General features: G+C 64.3%; 17 protein-coding genes. 3 read left to right on the forward strand and 14 right to left on the reverse strand.

What is annotated here, in order from left to right; genetic code table 11:
- Positions 1-35: 35 nt before the first annotated feature.
- Complete coding sequence (locus ACSS7Z_RS10995) at positions 36-1,571, reverse strand: MFS transporter (protein ID WP_438254744.1); 1,536 nt, start codon at positions 1,569-1,571, stop codon at positions 36-38.
- A 65-nt stretch (positions 1,572-1,636) separates the two neighbouring features.
- On the opposite strand from ACSS7Z_RS10995, the gene ACSS7Z_RS11000 reads away from it, so the two are divergent.
- Complete coding sequence (locus tag ACSS7Z_RS11000) at positions 1,637-2,194, forward strand: TetR/AcrR family transcriptional regulator (protein ID WP_438254745.1); 558 nt, start codon at positions 1,637-1,639, stop codon at positions 2,192-2,194.
- 27 nt (positions 2,195-2,221) lie between these two features.
- Here the strand turns inward: ACSS7Z_RS11000 and serA are convergent, their stop codons facing one another.
- The 3 genes from serA to ACSS7Z_RS11015 form a co-directional block, all read right to left on the reverse strand.
- Positions 2,222-3,826, reverse strand: a complete 1,605-nt coding sequence (serA, locus tag ACSS7Z_RS11005; protein WP_438254747.1) for a phosphoglycerate dehydrogenase — start codon at positions 3,824-3,826, stop codon at positions 2,222-2,224.
- Between the two features lie 131 nt (positions 3,827-3,957).
- Entirely contained in the window at positions 3,958-4,293 is a 336-nt protein-coding gene (locus ACSS7Z_RS11010; protein WP_438254748.1) for a hypothetical protein, read from the reverse strand.
- Positions 4,290-4,760, reverse strand: a complete 471-nt coding sequence (locus ACSS7Z_RS11015; RefSeq protein ID WP_438254749.1) for a hypothetical protein — start codon at positions 4,758-4,760, stop codon at positions 4,290-4,292. The genes ACSS7Z_RS11010 and ACSS7Z_RS11015 overlap by 4 nt, the downstream gene beginning before the upstream one ends.
- A gap of 70 nt (positions 4,761-4,830) precedes the next feature.
- Between ACSS7Z_RS11015 and ACSS7Z_RS11020 the strand changes: the two genes are divergently transcribed.
- Positions 4,831-5,769 carry a hypothetical protein gene (locus ACSS7Z_RS11020; protein ID WP_438254751.1) on the forward strand — a complete coding sequence of 313 codons (939 nt, stop codon included), beginning with the start codon at positions 4,831-4,833 and terminating at the stop codon, positions 5,767-5,769.
- A 54-nt stretch (positions 5,770-5,823) separates the two neighbouring features.
- Here the strand turns inward: ACSS7Z_RS11020 and ilvC are convergent, their stop codons facing one another.
- From ilvC to ACSS7Z_RS11055, 7 genes are all read right to left on the reverse strand, one after another.
- Positions 5,824-6,852, reverse strand: coding sequence for a ketol-acid reductoisomerase (gene ilvC / locus ACSS7Z_RS11025; protein ID WP_438254752.1), 1,029 nt, complete (start codon positions 6,850-6,852; stop codon positions 5,824-5,826).
- Between the two features lie 81 nt (positions 6,853-6,933).
- Positions 6,934-7,443, reverse strand: coding sequence for an acetolactate synthase small subunit (gene ilvN, locus ACSS7Z_RS11030; RefSeq protein ID WP_438254753.1), 510 nt, complete (start codon positions 7,441-7,443; stop codon positions 6,934-6,936).
- Between the two features lie 3 nt (positions 7,444-7,446).
- Positions 7,447-9,249, reverse strand: a complete 1,803-nt coding sequence (locus ACSS7Z_RS11035; protein WP_438254754.1) for an acetolactate synthase large subunit — start codon at positions 9,247-9,249, stop codon at positions 7,447-7,449.
- A 70-nt stretch (positions 9,250-9,319) separates the two neighbouring features.
- The gene (gene ilvD, locus ACSS7Z_RS11040) at positions 9,320-11,035 is read right to left on the reverse strand and encodes a dihydroxy-acid dehydratase (protein WP_438254756.1); all 1,716 of its coding nucleotides are present in this window, start codon (positions 11,033-11,035) and stop codon (positions 9,320-9,322) included.
- Between the two features lie 9 nt (positions 11,036-11,044).
- Positions 11,045-11,842, reverse strand: coding sequence for a trehalose-phosphatase (gene otsB / locus ACSS7Z_RS11045; RefSeq protein ID WP_438254757.1), 798 nt, complete (start codon positions 11,840-11,842; stop codon positions 11,045-11,047).
- Positions 11,843-11,877: 35 nt separating this feature from the next.
- Positions 11,878-13,290, reverse strand: a complete 1,413-nt coding sequence (locus ACSS7Z_RS11050) for an alpha,alpha-trehalose-phosphate synthase (UDP-forming) (RefSeq protein WP_438254759.1) — start codon at positions 13,288-13,290, stop codon at positions 11,878-11,880.
- 40 nt (positions 13,291-13,330) lie between these two features.
- Entirely contained in the window at positions 13,331-14,566 is a 1,236-nt protein-coding gene (locus tag ACSS7Z_RS11055) for an MFS transporter (RefSeq protein WP_438254760.1), read from the reverse strand.
- A gap of 140 nt (positions 14,567-14,706) precedes the next feature.
- Between ACSS7Z_RS11055 and ACSS7Z_RS11060 the strand changes: the two genes are divergently transcribed.
- Complete coding sequence (locus ACSS7Z_RS11060) at positions 14,707-15,003, forward strand: hypothetical protein (RefSeq protein WP_438254762.1); 297 nt, start codon at positions 14,707-14,709, stop codon at positions 15,001-15,003.
- A 13-nt stretch (positions 15,004-15,016) separates the two neighbouring features.
- On the opposite strand, the gene ACSS7Z_RS11065 is transcribed toward ACSS7Z_RS11060, so the two are convergent.
- Genes ACSS7Z_RS11065 through ACSS7Z_RS11075 form a run of 3 tightly spaced genes read right to left on the reverse strand, consistent with a single transcriptional unit; the run spans position 15,017 to position 17,635 of the window.
- Positions 15,017-16,195, reverse strand: coding sequence for an acetyl-CoA C-acetyltransferase (locus ACSS7Z_RS11065; protein WP_438254763.1), 1,179 nt, complete (start codon positions 16,193-16,195; stop codon positions 15,017-15,019).
- Positions 16,192-16,845: a CoA transferase subunit B gene (locus ACSS7Z_RS11070; protein ID WP_438254764.1), complete on the reverse strand. Its 654-nt coding sequence runs from the start codon at positions 16,843-16,845 to the stop codon at positions 16,192-16,194. The genes ACSS7Z_RS11065 and ACSS7Z_RS11070 overlap by 4 nt, the downstream gene beginning before the upstream one ends.
- 1 nt (position 16,846) lies before the next feature.
- The gene (locus tag ACSS7Z_RS11075) at positions 16,847-17,635 is read right to left on the reverse strand and encodes a CoA transferase subunit A (RefSeq protein ID WP_438254765.1); all 789 of its coding nucleotides are present in this window, start codon (positions 17,633-17,635) and stop codon (positions 16,847-16,849) included.
- Positions 17,636-17,708: the final 73 nt, after the last annotated feature.

Consider the following 17,708-nt stretch of genomic DNA (forward strand, 5'->3'; position numbering starts at 1 on the left):
GAGTCTCCGGCGCGCGGTATCTCCCAGCGTACTGGTCAGCGTGCGCGTGGTGCGCGCAGTGTGACGGCGGCTATCGAACCAGCGAGCACGACGAGTGCCGCGCCGATCAGTGACGTGACCATGATTCCGGATTCAAACGCGGACGCCGCAGCATCCCACAGCGCCGTGCCGACCGCATCCGGCAACTGCTGAGCTGACGTGTAGGCGCCGGCAAGAGTTTCCCGGGCAACACGACCGGCTTCGGCAGGCACGCCTTCTGGAACCACGAGTGCACCGCGATACAGAGCCGTGATGACTCCGCCGAGGATGGCTGTGCCCAGCACAGCACCCAACTCGTAGGCGGTCTCTGAGACGGCACTCGCTGCACCCGCTTTCGAAGCGGGTGCGCTGGAGAGGATGAGTTCGTTGGAGATCGTCTCGGCCGCACCGATTCCGATCCCGAGCACAGCGAAGGCAATGATCAGCGGCAATGGCCCGTGCCCTGCTGCCGTGAATGCGACCAGGAGGTATCCAACGACAGAGAACACCAGGGCGGCGGGCACGACCAGATGCGGAGGCAGACGGCGCGATATCGGCACGACGCTCAGCCCGGCGACGATGACGGCGAGCATTCCCGGCACGAGCGCCAGGCCGGCCATCATCGGTGACATCCCCAGCACGAGTTGCAGGTGCTGCGGGACGAAGTACAAGAATCCCACCAGCGCCACCACGCTGAGCAGGTTCACCAGGATCGCACCGGAGAAGGAGCCCCGGCGGAACAGTGCCATATCAAGCATCGGAGACTCTGCGTGCAACTGCCGGCGGACGAACATCACGCCGAAGACAACCCCGACGATCGCCCACGCCGCGGCGATGAGAGTGGGACCGTCCACAGCAAAGGATTTGATCGCGTACACGATCGGGATCATGGTCCCCAGCGAGAGCAGGATGCTGATCGGGTCGATCTTGCCCGGTGCAGGGTCGCGGCTCTCCGGAACAAGGAGGGGCGCGCAGATCAGCAACGGAATGAGCACCGGCACGGCGATGAGGAACACCGATCCCCACGCGAAGTGTTCCAGCAGGATCCCACCGACGATCGGGCCGAGCGCGGCACCAGCGGAGAAGGCGGAGGCCCACACGGCGATGGCCATTCGTCGCTGATCGCGATTCTGGAAGATCGAGCGCAGCAGCGACAGCGTCGAGGGCATCAGCATTGCTCCGAAGAATCCGAGCATCACGCGCGCCACGATCAGCAATGCGGCTGTGGGCGCGAAAGCAGCGAGTACCGAGACCACCGCGAAGCCTGTGGCACCGAACAGCAGCATGCGGCGGCGGCCGAATCGGTCCCCGAGCGTTCCCATCGTGACCAGCAGACCGGCGAGCACGAGCGGGTACGCGTCGATGATCCACAGCTGCTGGGCACCGGATGGTGCGAGAGCGATCGCGATCTCCGGCAGCGCGAAGCTCAACACCGTGGTGTCGACGGATACGAGCAGTACGGGCAGCATCAGAACGACGAGTGCGAACCACCCGCGTGCGCCCACGCGCGGTGCGTAGATTCCGCCGGTGTCAGTCGGCGTGGCCTGGGTCATGGAGATCCTCTTCTGCGTTCGACGGCGTCGAGATACTGAACCGTCCAGATGGTATAGTAACAGACATGGCCAGACCTCCCCGCGCCCGAAAGCGCGTCCTGGACGCCTTCGAAGCGATCCTCATCGAGGATGGTGAGCGCACGGCGACACTGGATGCGACTTCCAAGGCCGCCGGAGTCTCCAAGGGCGGTCTGCTGTACCACTTCGCAGCGAAAGAAGACCTGATCACCGGGCTCCTGGAGCGTCTCGAAACTCTCGCGGAGGAAGACCTCGAACGCATGGCAACTGCCCCGGAGGGTGCTGTCGCCTATTTTCTGCGAACCTCCGTGATGGAAGATGCCGCGCTCGACCGCGCCTTGGTCGCCGCATCGCGCGTCGCCCAGGGAGGTTCCGTCGCAGCATCCGAGGCTTTGAGACGCATCCGCGAGGCATGGGCTGCTGCTTTACGCCCCCACGTGCGCGATGAAACAGCGCTCGACCTGGTGATGCTACTCAGCGACGGCCTCTACTACAACAACGCGCTGGATGCCGCGGGCGCTGAAGCCAGCGGACTCGCAACACCGGTGCCGGTCGGAGACCGGCTTGACGAACTCATTGCGCTTGTTCTGCGTTCCGCCTCCTGAGCGCTGAGCTCAGGAGGCGGGCGCTGATCAGACCTCGGTGATCTCGATCTCGCGCATGACGTTGGCCTCAATCGCCTCGCCGACCTCGGCGAGCAGGTCCTCGGGAACGCGGGAGTCGACGGTCAAAACGGTCAACGCCTGGCCACCTGCTTCACGGCGAGCAACCTGCATGCCGGCGATGTTGATGCCTGCCGCACCGAACTTCTGGCCGTACACCGCCACGATGCCCGGACGGTCGGTGTACTGCATGACGATGTGGTGCGTCTCGATCGGAACCTCGATGTCGTGGCCGTTGATGCCCACGATCTTCTGCACCATTCGGGTGCCCGCCAGAGTACCGGCCACGGACAGCACAGTGCCGTCGGCCAGAGCCCCGCGCAGGGTGGTGAGATTGCGATACTCCGGGCTGTCCTTCTCGACGATCAGACGAGCCTCGATACCACGCTGCTCTGCGAACAGCGGGGCATTGACGTAGGAGACATTCTCACTGACAACATTCGAAAGAATGCCCTTGAGCGCAGCCAACCGGTAGACGCTGACGTCATAGTCCGCCAATTCGCCGCGGACCTCGATGTCCAAGCTCGTGAGAGCAGACGTAGTCAGGCCACTGAAGATCTGACCGAGCTTCTCGACGAGCGCGATGCCCGGACGGACGAACGGGTCGATGATGCCGCCAGCGACGTTGACAGCATCCGGAACCAGGTCGCCCTCAAGCGCGAGCTTGACGGAGCGGGCGACCGAAACGCCGGCCTTCTCCTGTGCCTCGTTGGTGGATGCGCCGAGGTGGGGTGTGACGACGACGTTCGGCAGGTCCAGCAGGGCGTGCGCGGAGCCGCCCTCCGCCGGAGGCTCAGAGGTGAACACGTCGAGACCGGCACCGGCGATCTCACCGGCGATGAGAGCCTCGCGGAGAGCCTCCTCATCGATCAGGCCGCCACGGGCGACGTTGATGACGTAGGCGGACTTCTTCATCGCCGCGAACTGTTCTGCGCCGATCATGCCCGTCGTTTCGGGCGTCTTGGGCATGTGGATCGTCAAGAAATCTGCCTCAGCGACCAGCTCGTCGAGTGTGCGCAGTTCGACGCCGAGCTGCTGCGCGCGTGCACTCGTGACGTAGGGATCGTAGGCGATGACCTTCACGCCGAATCCCTGCATTCGAGCGGCCACCAGCGCACCGATACGGCCGAGGCCAACGATGCCGAGGGTCTTCTCGAACAGTTCCGTACCGGTGTACGCGCTGCGCTTCCACTGGCCGGCAGCCAGCGATGCGTGTGCGGCGGGCACGTGGCGGGCGAGGCTGAGAATGTGCGTGCAGGTGAGTTCTGCAGCAGAGATGATGTTCGACGTCGGTGCGTTGACCACCATGACGCCGGCCTTCGTCGACGCCGGGATATCGACGTTATCGAGGCCCACCCCGGCGCGGGCGACGACTTTCAGCTTCGGTGCGTGGCTCAGTGCCTCCGCATCGATCTTGGTCGCAGAGCGGATGAGGACGGCCTGCGCGTCAGCGAGCGCCGCGAACAGCGCCTCTCGATCGGTGCCGTCGACTTGTCGTACGTCGAAGTCGGGGCCGAGGGCCTCGATCGTGGCGGGCGAGAGAACTTCGGCGATGAGCACGACGGGCTTCGACACAGCGGATCCTTCGAGATAAGCGACAAGCGCGGGTGGGATCGATGCGCCGCACACCGTCGGGGCGCGATCGGTTCCACCTTACCGGAGGGTGAACGGTGCTCCGTGCCGTGTGACGCGATGCGTCATGCGCACTATCCGGTCAGCGAGGCGAAGTTCAGGGTGCTCAACGCGACGACGTTCATCCAGAACACGGCCACCAGGCCCAGTCCAGCGATCAGAGTGATGCTGAGCTCCGCGGCGCTGCGGCGTCGGCCTGATGCGTAAGCTGCCGCGAAGACCAGGATCGGGAAGAGCACCGAGAAGATGAGCACGAACCAGCCGTACGCGTTCAAGCCGAAGCTGGCCACTGCTGCCAGGTACGCGACGGCGTTCCACACACCGTAAGCGTAGAAGAGTCCTGCCAAACCGATGATGATCGTCTTACCCAGGCCGAGGCTCTGCCCACGGGATGCTGTCATCTCGCTCATGCTCCGATCACTCCTGTCATGACGAACGGCCAGGGCACGAGCAGAAACACTCCGCCCAGCAGACCGAGCACGCGCACCCAACTGGCTGCGGTACGGGTCAAGAACCAGACGGCGGCGAACCACAGGGCGGGGGCCAGCACCGCCGCCCACAACGCCACCTGGTACATGACGCCGGGAATCAGGAACAGGGCGCCGCCTTGCAGGTTGAGTCCGCCGACGATCCAACCGATCGTGTACAGCAGGTAGACGCCGCCGACGATACCGAGCAGAAGGAGCATCGGCGTGCTGAGTGGCTTCGACTCCGTCGGAGCGGTTACGGAACCGTCCTCTTCGAGGCGCCCCACCGTTTCGCTGTCTTTACCGACGGCATTCCATCCATCCGGCAGCGCAGGAGTGGCGGCTGGCTGGGGCGCAGCCGTGTCTTCATCGCCCGCCCAAGAGAGAGCGTCGTCAGCATCCGATGTCATGTGTCCAGCGTAGCGATCACTGCACCCCGCCCGATATGCTCAGGGCGTTCATAGTCTGAGGAGAATTTACGTGGTTGAGCGCAAGAACAAGGTCGCCGATTCGGCTGACGCCTCCGTGCCGGAGCCTGCCGACGGATCCGACCGCTCCTGGGTTCCCACCCCGGCGTCGAAGAAGAACGCGACGACCTTCCGCTGGATAGCAGCAGCATTGTGGGCTGTCGCCATCGCGGCCGAAGCCGTCGCGATCTTCTGGCTGCTGCGCCAGCGCGAGTTCGTCGGCGAAGACGGCACGCTGATCCGCGACCCCGATACCGGGCTTCTGGAAACACAGAATGCGACCGCCACCTTCCCGCAATGGGCCTTCATCGCCCTCATCGTCGCCCTCGTCGTGATCGCAGCGCTCTCGATCACCGGTTCGATGCTGTGGAAGAAGGCCAATCGGCTGGATCCGGCGAAGAAGTCCGACACCGTTCGCTTCTTCGTGCAGAACCAGCTCGGTGCGATCATCGCCATCGTCGCGTTCCTGCCGCTGATCATTCTGATCTTCCTGAACAAGGACATGGACAAGGGGCAGAAGACAACGGCCGGCATCATCGGCGTCGTCCTTGCGGCTGTCGCGGTCGCACTGGGGATCGACTACAACCCGCAGTCCGTCGAGCAGTACACGGCTGACCAGTCCGCCGTGATTCAGCTGCTCGGCCAGGACGAGGTCGTCTGGGTCGCCGGTGGCAGTGTCTACCATGTGTGCGACGAGGTCTCGGATATTCAAACGGGCAGCGAGAAGATCACCGGCACGACCGCCGAAGCCATCGAGGCCGGCAAGGGCCGGCTCACGCTGAAGTTCGTGTCCGAGCTGCGCGCCTGCGATCTGGCTGTTCCCGAGAACGCCGATGAGATCACGGATGCGCTGCGTGAGATCCAGGGCGGGGCCGTAGACACGCTGCTGCCTCAGCCGGTGTGGGCTGACCCGGCAGATGATCCCCTCAAGCTTGAGGCTGTCGCCGAATAGCCGAACGCAAAATGGGCGCCCCGCGAGGGGCGCCCATTTTCGTACCGCGGTGGATCAGCGTGCGGCTGAGCCGTCGACGTAGTCCTCGTCCTGCTGCTTCCATGAGAACAGCGAACGCAGCTCCTTGCCGGTGACCTCGATCGGGTGCTGCTCTTCCTTGGCGCGCAGCTCCTGGAACTCCTTGCCCCCGTTGTCCTGGTCGTCGATGAAGCGCTTCGCGAAGGCGCCGTTCTGGATGTCGGCGAGCACTGCCTTCATGCTCTCCTTGACCCGGTCATCGACAATGCGCGGACCCGAGACGTAGTCACCGTACTCTGCTGTGTCAGAGATCGACCAGCGCTGCTTCGCGATGCCGCCCTCCCACATGAGGTCAACGATCAGCTTGAGCTCGTGCAGCACCTCGAAGTACGCGATCTGCGGCTGGTAGCCCGCCTCGGTCAGCGTCTCGAAGCCGGCCTGCACGAGGTGGCTCATGCCGCCGCAGAGCACAGCCTGCTCGCCGAAGAGGTCGGTTTCGGTCTCTTCGGTGAAGGTCGTCTTGATGACGCCGGCGCGCGTGCCGCCGATGGCCTTCGCATACGACAGTGCCAGCGCCCAGGCCTGACCTGAGGCGTCCTGCTCGACAGCGATGATGTCCGGGATGCCACGACCGGCGACGAACTCGCGACGCACGGTGTGACCGGGCGCCTTGGGAGCGACGAGGATGACGTCAACGCCCGCGGGAGCGTCAATGTAGCCGAAACGGATGTTGAAGCCGTGCGCGAACGCCAGCGTCTTGCCCTCAGCCAGGTTGGGGGCGATCGAGTCGGAGTAGATCGTGCGCTGGTGCTGGTCCGGCGCGAGGATCATGATGACGTCGGCCCAGGCCGTCGCATCCGCAACATTCTTCACCGGGAATCCGGCTTCTTCTGCCTTGGCGATCGACTTCGAGCCGTCCTTGAGCGCGATGGCGACCTCTACGCCTGAATCGCGAAGGTTCATCGCGTGGGCGTGGCCCTGCGAGCCGTAGCCGACGATCGCGACCTTCTTGCCCTGGATCAGGGACAGGTCTGCGTCATCGTCGTAGAAGATCTCAGTACTCACGTTGTGTTTCTCCTTGATTGTGGTTGTTTCAGGACCAGACGGTCCCTGCAGGACCAGACGGTCCCTGAGCTTGTCGAAGGGTCAGCTGCGCAGAACGCGCTCTGTGATGCTCTTGCTGCCGCGCCCGATGGCGAGCAGTCCGGATTGGGCGAGTTCCTTGATGCCGAACGGCTCCAGTGCGCGCAGCAACGCCTCGACTTTGCCCTTATCGCCGGTGACCTCGATCACCAGCGCATCGGCGGCATAGTCCACGACCGAGGCGCGGAACAGGTTCACGACTTCGATCACGTTCGAGCGAGTCGTGTTATCTGTTCGCACTTTGACGAGTACGTGCTGGCGCTGCACGGAGGATGCCGGGTCGAGCTCAACGATCTTGATGACGTTGATCAGCTTGTTCAGCTGCTTCGTGACCTGCTCGAGCGGCAGCTTGTCGACGTCGACGACCACAGTGATCCGGGAGATTCCCGGAACCTCGGTCACCCCGACGGCGAGGGATTCGATGTTGAAGCCGCGGCGGGCGAACAGTCCGGCGACACGAGTCAGCAGACCCGGCGTGTTCTCCACGAGGAGACTCAGAACGTGAGTTGACATGGCTCAGATCTCCTCATCGAAGGCGGGTGCGTGGTCACGGGCATACTGCACGTAGTTATTGCTGACACCCTGGGGCACCATCGGCCACACCATCGCGTCGGCCGAGACAACGAAGTCGATGACGACGGGACGATCGTTGGTGTCCAGCGCAAGCTGGATCGCGGCGTCGACTTCCTCTTCCTTCTCCACGCGGATGGCGAGGCATCCGTATGCTTCAGCGAGTTTCACGAAGTCGGGGATTCGGACCGTTCCATGCCCGGTGTTCAGGTCGGTGTTCGAGTGCCGGCCGTCGTAGAACAGCGTCTGCCACTGGCGAACCATGCCCAGCGAGGAGTTGTTGATGATCGCGACCTTGATCGGGATCTTGTTGATGACACAGGTCGCGAGTTCCTGGTTCGTCATCTGGAAGCAGCCGTCACCGTCAATCGACCAGACCGGGCGGTGCGGCTCAGCGACCTTCGCGCCCATCGCTGCCGGAACGGAGTAGCCCATGGTGCCGGCCCCGCCCGAGTTCAGCCAGGCGTTGGGGCGCTCGTACTTGATGAACTGCGCAGCCCACATCTGGTGCTGTCCGACCCCGGCGGCGTAAATGCCCTCGGGACCGGTCAGCTCGCCAATGCGCTTGATCACGTATTGCGGTGCGAGCAGACCATCGCTGGGTTCGGTATAGCCGAGCGGGAATTCGTCGCGCAGACCGTCCAAGTACGACCACCACTCAGCGGTGTCGGGCTTGGCACCATTGATCGCGCCACGGTATGCAGCATCCAGATCGACGAGCACGTCGCGAACATCCCCGACGATGGGCACATCCGCCATGCGAATCTTCGAGATCTCCGCGGGGTCGATGTCGACGTGCACCACCTTCGCATTCGGGGCGAAGAGTTCCGACTTACCGGTCACCCGGTCATCGAAGCGCGCACCGAGCGAGACGAGGAGGTCTGCCTCCTGCAGCGCGAGAACAGCCGGCACCGTGCCGTGCATTCCCGGCATGCCGAGGTGCTGAGGATGCGAGTCGGGGAACGCGCCGCGAGCCATCAGCGTCGTCACCACCGGTGCACCGGTGGATTCTGCGAGCTCGAGCAGTTCAGCGGATGCACGGCCGCGGATCACACCGCCGCCGACGTACAGGACCGGCTTCTTGGCTTCGGCGAGCATTGTCGCCGCGGCCTGGATCTGCTTGCCGTGAGCCTTCGTCACCGGACGATAGCCGGGCAGGTCGATCTTCGGCGGCCACACGAACGGCGCCATGTTCTGCTGCGCATCCTTCGTGATGTCCACCAGCACCGGACCAGGGCGGCCCGTCGAGGCGATCTCGAAGGCGGCAGCAATGGCTCCCGGGATGTCGGCGGCATCCTTCACAAGGAAGGAGTGCTTGGTCACCGGCATCGTGATGCCGACGATGTCGGCTTCCTGGAACGCATCCGTTCCCATCAGCGTCGAGAACACCTGACCGGTGATCGCCACGATCGGCACCGAGTCCATGTACGCGTCAGCGATGGCTGTGACCAGGTTGGTCGCGCCGGGTCCGGACGTCGCGATGCAGACGCCGACGCGGCCGGATGCCGAGGCATAGCCCTCCGCAGCGTGACCGGCTCCCTGCTCGTGGCGAACCAGGATATGGCGAAGCTTGTCGGTGTCCATCAGCGGGTCGTAGACCGGCAGGATCGCACCACCGGGAAGACCGAACACGTCGGTGACGCCCAGCAGCTCCAGCGAGCGGACGACAGCTTCTGCGCCGCTCATTTCGGGCGGCGTGGACTTCGAGGATGGTGGCCGCGGCACGGCCGAAGCAGAATCAGCAGTCATGATTTTCCTTGATGATCTGATTGTTTCGTCAGGGTCGGACCGACGTGCGGTCCCTGAGCCTGCCGAAGGATCAACCCGTCGTCGCGCCTTGGGCAGCGGAGCGGACGAGGGCTGCGTACTTGGCAAGAACGCCACGGGTATAGCGCGGGGGAAGCGGTTCCCAGCCAGAGCGGCGGGAGGCGAGCTCTGCATCGTCGACGAGTAAGTCAAGAGAGCGAGCTGCGATATCGACCCGTATCAGATCACCATCGCGCACGAAGGCAATGGGACCTGCGTCCACTGCTTCGGGTGCTATGTGGCCGATGCACAGGCCGGTTGTGCCGCCTGAGAATCGTCCGTCAGTCAAGAGTAGTACATCTTTTCCGAGACCCGCGCCCTTGATGGCAGCCGTGATGGCGAGCATCTCGCGCATGCCCGGTCCGCCCTTGGGACCTTCATAGCGGATGACGATGACAGTGCCTGATTCGATCTCGCCGTTGGCAACGGCATCCATCGCCGCGCGCTCGCGTTCGAACACACGGGCGGGTCCTTCGAAGACCGTCGCGTCGAAGCCGGCTGTCTTTACGACAGCGCCTTCCGGTGCGAGCGAGCCGTGCAGAATCGTCAGACCGCCGGTTGCGTGGATCGGGTTGTCGAAGGTGTGGATGACGTCACCATCGATCGGTCCGGGGTTCAACTCCGCCAAGTTCTCGGCCAGGGTCTTGCCCGTCACGGTGAGGGCGTCACCGTGCAGGAGTCCCTCGTCGAGCATCGCCTTCATGATCACCGGGATGCCGCCATGCCGGTCGACATCGTTCATGACGTACTGCCCGAACGGCTTCATGTCTGCGACATGAGGAACCTTGTCGCCGATGCGGTTGAAGTCGTGCAGCGTCAGATCCACATCGGCCTCACGGGCGATCGCGAGGAGGTGCAGAACGACGTTCGTCGAACCGCCCAGTGCCATCGCCAGAGCGATCGCGTTCTCGAATGCTTCCTTCGTCAGGATGTCGCGGGTCGTGATCCCCTGACGCAGCAGGTTGATCACCGCCTCACCGGAGCGGTGCGCATAGTAGTCACGGCGGCGATCGGCAGCGGGCGGTGCAGCAGATCCGGGAAGGCTCAGCCCGAGCGCCTCGGCGACGGATGCCATCGTGTTGGCGGTGTACATACCGCCACAGGCGCCCTCACCGGGGGCGATCGCACACTCGATGCGCTTGAGGTCTTCCTCGCTCATGAGGCCGGCACGGCAGGCGCCGACGGCTTCGAACGAGTCGATGATCGTGACGTCCTTCTCGGTGCCGTCCGAGAGCTTCACCCAGCCGGGGGCGATGGATCCTGCGTACAGGAACACGCTGGACAGATCCAGACGCGCGCTGGCCATGAGCATGCCGGGAATCGATTTGTCGCAGCCGGCCAGCAGCACACTGCCGTCGAGGCGTTCAGCCATCATGACCGTCTCGACAGAGTCGGCGATCACCTCGCGCGAAACGAGCGAGAAGTGCATACCCTCGTGCCCCATCGAGATGCCGTCCGAGACGGAGATGGTGCCGAACTGCAACGGGTAGCCGCCGCCGGAATGCACGCCTTCCTTCGCGCCCTGCGCGAGACGATCAAGGCTCAGGTTGCAGGGCGTGATCTCGTTCCAACTGGACGCGATGCCGATCTGCGGCTTGTCCCAGTCAGCATCACCCATGCCGACGGCGCGGAGCATTCCGCGCGAGGTCGTGGCCTCGATGCCGTCGGTGACGACACGGCTGCGGGGTTTAATGTCAATGGAAGCGTGTGAAGGATCGTGCGAGGACATGACGGCAGTCTATTCCCGACCGGCGGCGCGCTCGGACGCCAACGCCTCTAGAAGAAGCGCGATCTGTTGTGGAGTGTCCACACGCAAAGTTGCCGCAGACTCCCCCGCCCCGACACGAACCCCCAGATCATCACCGCGAAGCACCGTCATCGCGTCCTCATCGGTGACGTCATCACCCGCGAAGAGGATGCCCGTGGCGTTGAAGTGATCGCGCAGCACACTCATCGCCAGGTCCTTGCCCTCTATCCGTGACGAGAACTCGAGCACGCGATGACCTGCGCGGCGTCGCCAGTGCGGGAAGCGCTCAGCGGTGAGGGCATCGATCTCGGCGAATACCGTAGCCTCGACCTCAGGCGTCGCCCGGCGGGTATGAATACCCATGCCGAAGGTTTTGGGTTCCAGCTCAACCCCCTCGAAACGCTCGACGATCGGTCGCGCCGCGGCCCACAGCTGCTCATTCGCGGCCTGGTCTGCGATCACGCCGGGCGCTTCGGCGTCTCCGGTGCCGGGAAACCAGTACTGCGCACCGTGGGATCCGGCCAGGGCGAACGGCGAGTCGGCCGTATGTTCGCTGATCTCCTTCAGATCGTGCATGCTGCGTCCCGACACATACGCGACGGAGGTATCCGGCAACGCTGCCAGCGTGCTCAGCTGTGCCTTCACTTCTGGCAGCGCTCGCGCGGACATCGGCTCGACGACCAGCGGCGAAGCCGTGCCGTCGAAATCGAGCGCGATCAGCAACCGCGGTGTGCGGGCGATAGCGCGCAACGCTGCGTCAGCGGAACCGGGGATCCAGGTGCGAGTCATCATTCTTCTCCTCGTCGATTCTCAGCAATTGCCACTCAGGTGCGCGCTGCACGGGCGTTTGCCAGGGCTTCCAGGAACGATGACGACCACGCGTTGACGTCGTGCTCGAGCACCCGGCGGCGCAGCGATCGCATTCGCTTGCTCTGCTCGGCGCGCGGCATCTCCACGGCCGTCATGATGGCGTCTTTGAGGTCTTCGATGTCGTGCGGATTGACGCGCACGGCCTGGCGCAACTCGTCGGCGGCCCCGGTGAACTCGCTGAGTACCAGTGCGCCTCTGTTGTCTGCGCGTGTCGCGACGTACTCCTTCGCAACGAGGTTCATGCCGTCCCGGAGTGCTGTGACCAGCATGACGTCCGCCGCCAGATACAAAGCCACCATCTCCTCTCGGGGGAAGGCCTGGTGCAGATAACGGATCGCCGAGTGATCCATCGTGTCGGTGTCGCCGTTGATGCGCCCGACGGCGAGTTCGATCTCGTCCCGCAGTTGCACGTAGGCGTCGACTCGTTCTCGGCTAGGGCTCGCGACTTGCACGAGCGTGGCGTCCTCGACCTTCAGCCGCCCTGCGTCGAGAAGCTCGCCGTATGCCTTGATCCGGTGCAGGATGCCCTTGGTGTAATCCAGTCGGTCCACCCCCAGCAGAATGGTCTTCGGATTGCCGAGGCTCTCGCGGATCTCTGCTGCCCTGGCCTGAACCTCGGGCTTCTCGATGAGCTCGAGATAGGGCGCCGTGTCGATCGAAATGGGGAATGCCTTGGCGATGACCGTGCGTGTCTGTTCGTCCACGGGCACGCTGATGGTGGTCGCCTTGGTGTCGTACTTGAGTCTGCGACGAACCGCCGCGACGAAGTAGCTCGCATCCTGTGCACGCTGGAATCCGATCACGTCAGCGCCCAGCAGACCGCGCAGCACCTGATCGCGCCACGGCAACTGTGCGTACAGGCCATGCATCGGGAACGGGATGTGGTGAAAATAGCCGATTGTGACATCGGGTCGCAGAGCACGCACCATCTGCGGGACCAGCTGCAACTGGTAATCGTGCACCCAGACCGTGCCGTTCTGGGCGACGGCCTCGGCCGCTGCCTCGGCGAAACGGCGGTTCACGGTGACGTAGGAGTCCCACCACTCCCGGTGATACTGCGGGGGCGCGATCACATCGTGATAGAGCGGCCAGATCGTATCGTTGGCAAAGCCTTCGTAGTATTCCGCCACTTCTCGAGCAGACAGCCGGATCGGAATGAGCCGGATGCCATTCGCTTCAAAGGGCTCCAACGCGAGATCGGCCTGTCCGCCCCAGCCGACCCAGGCGCCGTCGACCTGATGCATCACCGGCTCGAGCGCGGCGACCAGTCCCCCGGGCGATGTCCGCCAGGTCTCTGCCCCGTCCGGGCCCACCACCCGATCGACGGGAAGTCTGTTTGCGACGACGACGAAATCTGCGGTGGCCATGGTGACTCCTCACACAGGGGCTCCGTGCCCCGCTCTTAGGCTAGCCACTTCGGGAGCGCACGCGGCTCAGATACCAGTTGATGACCCCGGCGATGAAGGCAATGGCTGCGGCGATCATCGGCAGAAGCAGCGCCGCAGACGTGCCGAGGCTCTCGGCGATCTCTCCCGTGACGGCGGCGCCGATCGACTGTCCGACGATCACGCCGGAGCCCAGCATCGTCATCACCGTCGCCGAACGGCCGAGCGGACTGCGCGCAGCTCCGAAGCTGTACTGGGTCACCAGAGTCGGGCCGATCCCGATGCCCATCACGGCAAGCACCACCATCATCGCGGCAGGCGTGTCGACGGCGCCGAGGAAGACGGATCCGATCAGCAGAATGCCTGAGAACACCAACCAGCGCGCCCGCAGCGAGAACCGTGGTGGTAGCCAGGCCACAGCGAGTGCCAGGATCGCCGAGCCGATTCCCATGACACCGTAAAGCACTCCTGCCTGTTCGGAAGCACCCCGATCTGCCATGAACGATGTCAGCGCGGTCAGCATCGTTCCGAAGAACATACCCACCCCCAAGATCCCCACGACCACGACGAGCAGTTGGGGCCGAAAGAGCTCGGATGCCCGGGAGGGCGCACGGCCGTCCGCATCGCGATCCTGAGAGATGCTGCGGCCGCTGGGGTGCAGTGCGAAGGCGCCGACGAACACCACGGTCAGCACGGCAGCGCCGATCAGCGGCGCCCACGGCGCGATCCAGGAGGCCACGATGCCGACGACGAACGGACCGAAGACGAACACCGTTTCGTCGGCTGCTGATTCGTACGCCATGGTCGAGGAGACGGTGCGCACCCGAACAGGTTCCGGCATCCGCTCGTTGATGATCGCGACAAGTCGTGAGCGCGACATCGGCGCGACCTGCGGAGCTGTGGCGCCGATGCCGACGGCGGCGAGCAGAATGAGAGCGTCAATCGATGTCGTATAGACGACAGCGGTGAAGACCACGAGCATCGCGCCATTGGCTACGGCGAGGATCACCAGCACCGGACGCTGCCCGAACCGGTCGGCTGCGCCTCCGAGCAGAGGCCCGAAGCATGCCGTGCCCAGTCCGACAGCAGCCGATGTCAGGCCGCCCAGAGAAAGGGAACCGCTGACCGAGACGACGAGGGTAAGTACTCCGACGACCATCATCGCAAAGGGAAGTCGCGCGATGAACGCGATCAGGAAATAGGGAAGGCCCGCCTCGCGGAGCAGGCTGGCAGAAGCGGGTGCGTGTGTTCTCGTCATGACTCTCACGCACCCGAGGATGCGGGATCCGGTGCCGCCGCTGTCCGTCAGAGTGCCGACGGCCGGTAGTTACACAGCTACAGCGCCGAAGCGCCGATGTCATTCTACCGGTGCCACCTGAGCGCAGGTAGGTTGGAGCCATGCGCTACCTCTTCAGCACAGGCCTCATCGGAGCGATCACGGCCGGTGTGTCAATGCTCCGTGGCACACGAGAAACGCCAGTCACCTGGCGCGCGGTACTCGCGTGGATCAGCTGGGGCATCACCCTCGCCCTGGCGGTCGGTGCGGCTATCGACCTCAACCGCGAGAATCGGGGCGTCCCCATTGCGGAGGACTCCCCGCTCGCGATGAAGCAGGCGAAGAAGGCTCAGAAGGAACAGGCCAAGGCCCAGAAGGAGCAGGCCAAGGCGCTGAAAGAGGCTCAACGCTTGCGCTGAGCCCCTCCCGCAATCAGCGCGTGAGGATCAGCGCTTCACCCTGACCGCCGCCGCCGCACAGTCCGACAGCTACCGTTCCGCTGCCGCGCCGGGCGAGTTCGTGAGCCATGTGCACGACCAGCCGGTTGCCGGAAACTCCGATCGGATGCCCGATCGCGATTCCGCCACCGTGGACGTTCACGATGTCACTTGTCACGCCGAGTTCGGTCTGCGAGCGGGCAACGACGGCACCGAACGCCTCGTTGATCTCGACGAGGTCGAGATCGGCGGCAGTGATGCCCTGCTTCTCGAGCGCACGGTTGATCGCCTGCGCCGGCTGCGCCTGCAGCGAGTTGTCCGGACCAGCGGTCTGACCGCTCGCGCCGATGACGGCGAGCACCGGCCACCCATTGGCCTCGGCGTTCTCTCGTGTGGTCACCACGACGGCGGAGGCGCCATCGGAAATCTGCGAAGAGTTTCCGGCAGTGATCGAACCGCCCTCGGCGAACGCCGCGCGCAGCCGGCTGAGCGTCTCGATCGTCGTGTCCGGTCGGATGCCTTCGTCCTGGGTAATGACAAGAGCATCACCCCGACGCTGCGGAACTTCGACCGGGACGATCTCGGCGTCGAAGGCACCGCTGGCCTGACCGGCGGCAGCACGCTGGTGCGAGAGGGCCGCAACTTCGTCCTGTGCCTGGCGGGTGAGCTCGAACCGCCCGTTATGGCGTTCGGTCGACGCACCCATGCTCTCTTTGTCATATGCGTCGGTCAAGCCGTCGTAGGCCATGTGGTCGAGCACCTCGACGCTGCCGTAGGTCCACCCATCCCGAGATCCCATCAGCAGGTGCGGTGCGCGCGTCATCGATTCCATGCCCGCCGCGACGACCGTCGTCGCGTCGCCGGTGCGAATCATCCGTGCCGCATCGATGATGGCAGTCAGGCCCGACAGACAGACCTTGTTTACGGAGTGTGCGGGCACGTCCCAGCCCAGTCCGGCGCCGATCGCCGCCTGGCGGGCGGCGTTCTGACCGGAGCCGGCAGCCAACACCTGCCCGACGATCACCGCGTCGACGGAAGTCGGTTCGATGGATGCCTGCGCGAGCGCGCCTTTGATGGCGAATGCGCCCAACTGGGGTGCGGTGAATGGGGCCAGCTGTCCTTTCAACCGCCCCTGGGGCGTGCGTGCTGCGGCGACGATGACGATGTCGATCATGATTGCTCCTTCAGATCCGGTGCGAGGGTCAGCGGCGGTTCAGTGGCATCGATAACTTCCTGAACGCTCACACCTGGCGCAGTTTCGACGAGGACGAGACCTGCATCGGTCACATCGATGACGGCGAGGTCGGTGATGATGCGGTGCGCCACTCCCCTGCCGGTCAGCGGCAGAGAGCACTCGTTGACGATCTTCGCGGAGCCGTCCTTTGCCACGTGCTCCATGAGGATGATCAGGCGTCCGGCACCGTGGACGAGATCCATCGCCCCACCCGGTCCCTTGACCATCTTTCCCGGGATCATCCAGTTCGCGAGGTCCCCGGTGGCCGACACCTGCATGGCGCCGAGAATGGCGGCATCGATCTTGCCGCCGCGGATCATTGCGAAGCTGGTCGCCGAGTCGAAGAATGCGGTGCCGGGCAGAGTCGTGACCGTCTCTTTGCCGGCATTGATCAGGTCGGGATCGACCGCGTCTTCTGTCGGGTACGGTCCGACACCGAGGATGCCGTTCTCTGACTGCAGGACGACAGTGACGTCCTCCGGCACGTAGTTCGGCACGAGTGTCGGCAGGCCGATGCCGAGGTTCACATACGAGCCGTCGGTCAGCTCTTGGGCGGCGCGGGCCGCCATCTGCTCACGGGTGAGTGCCATGTCAGGCCCCTTCCTTCGCCGTGTCGGGTTTCGAAACGGTGCGCCGTTCGATGCGCTTTTCAATGTCGGTGCCGACCTCGACGATGCGGTGGACGAACACCCCAGGCAGATGGATGCTGTCCGGATCGATCTCGCCGGGCTCGACCAGTCGCTCCACCTGAGCGATGCAGACGCGGCCGGCCATCGCGGCGATCGGGTTGAAGTTGCGCGCAGCCTTGTTGAAGACGAGGTTGCCGTGTCGATCCCCCATGAGCGCATGCACGATCGAGAAGTCCGTGGTGATGGCCTCCTCCAGCACGAAGTCCTTCGGTGTGCCGTCGACGTCAAAGGATCGCACGTCCTTCTTCGGCGAGGCCACAGCGATCGAACCGTCCGGGTTGTAGCGGCGTGGCAGTCCGCCCTCGGCGACCTGTGTGCCGACACCGGTCTGTGTGTAGAAGGCCGCGATCCCTGAGCCGCCGGCGCGCAGCTTCTCGGCGAGCGTTCCCTGCGGCGTGAGCTCCAACTCGAGCTCACCGGAGAGGAACTGCCGTTCGAACTCCTTGTTCTCGCCGACGTAGGACGAGGTCATCTTGCGGATTCGCTGCGCGTTGAGCAGGATGCCGAGCCCCCAGTCGTCGACACCGCAGTTGTTGCTGACGATGCTCAGGTCTGCGGTCCCCTGCGCCAGCAGCGCCTCGATGAGCGCAATCGGGTTGCCGGACAGGCCGAACCCGCCAACGGCAAGGGACGAGCCGTCCGAGATGTCAGCGACGGCTTCGGCGGATGAAGCCCATTCTTTATCGATCACGCAGCGCTCCTTCGTGTGAGGTCTTCCTCCAGCATCCGCCTTTTGGTTCACCATCAGAACACCAATCTTGCGA

Origin of the sequence: Microbacterium wangyouchuni (assembly GCF_051546305.1) — a bacterium.
GTDB lineage: Bacteria > Actinomycetota > Actinomycetes > Actinomycetales > Microbacteriaceae > Microbacterium.